This window comes from Corynebacterium sp. ACRQJ (assembly GCF_022346045.1).
Classification (GTDB): domain Bacteria; phylum Actinomycetota; class Actinomycetes; order Mycobacteriales; family Mycobacteriaceae; genus Corynebacterium; species Corynebacterium evansiae.
In genome coordinates this window covers 1-1,083 of sequence record NZ_JAKRMT010000049.1, presented here as the reverse complement: position 1 = coordinate 1,083, position 1,083 = coordinate 1, and the positions used below count along the sequence as shown (strand labels likewise).

The following is a 1,083-nucleotide window of genomic DNA, read 5'->3' as shown; positions in this document are numbered from 1 at the left end:
AGTCGTTGTTGGATGCGTTCGGTGTTGTACCACCTGATGTACTCGTCGATCGCTTGATTGAACTCTGCGACCGTGTCGAAGACTTCACCGTGGTACATCTCTGTCTTCAAGTGTCCAAAGAAGTTTTCCATGACCGCGTTGTCGTAGCAGTTGGCTTTACGCGACATCGACTGCACACCACCGTTGTCGCCGATCAGGTCACGCCAGGAGGCATGCTGGTACTGGAAACCTTGATCTGTGTGCATCATCCACCCGGGTTCAGGCGCACACGCCGCGATCGCCTTGGACAAAGAATCGGCGGTAAACGCTGTCGACGGCGATGTAGCCACGCTGTGAGCGACGATGGAGCGGTCGAACAAGTCCATCACCGGTGACAAATACACCTTGCGGCCTGCAACCCTGAACTCGGTGACGTCGCTGACAAAGACGGTGTTTGGCTGATCCGGGGTGAACTTGCGGTCGAGTGTGTTGTCAGCGATGTGGCTGATCGCCCCGCTGTAGGAAACATAGGGCCTGCGTTGGCGGATCTTGGCTCGAAGACCCATCTGGCACATGAGTTTGTAGACGAGTTTGTGGTTGACCACCCAGCCCTGGTTACGCAGGTCCAGCAGCACCCGCCGGTAGCCATAGCGATGCTTGTTACGTTCGAAGCACTCCCGGATCGCGTCTTTGAGCACTGCGTACTTATCCGGTTCGTTGAGTCGTTTCTGGTGGTAGAAGAACGTCGACCGTGGGATACCAGCGGCCTCTAGGAGGTGCTCCAGGCGGTGGTGCGACTTGAGGATGACGATCGCCTGGACTTTCAGGCGTGTCCCTGGTTCCTCAAGTCCCGCAATTTTTTTAAGTACGCGTTTTCCGCTTCCAACCGTGCGATCTGACGGCGCAGCTTGTCTTCTTCTGTAAGCCGCTTCGGTGCAGCCGAGCCTTTGGGTCTGCCCTTCGGCTTCGGTTTCAACGCCTCATCGCCGCCTTTGCGCCATTTCCAGGACCAATCTTTGACGAGTTGGTCTGACGACAGGCCAAACTCACGGGCAAGATCCATCATTGTCTCGCCGGCAAGGTGACGTTGGACAACTTCCTTCT

Annotated in this window: 1 pseudogene; it reads right to left on the bottom strand. The window is 56.4% G+C overall.

Annotated elements, in window-relative coordinates:
- Positions 1–1,083, bottom strand: a pseudogene (locus MHX52_RS10330) (IS3 family transposase); the annotation flags it as partial.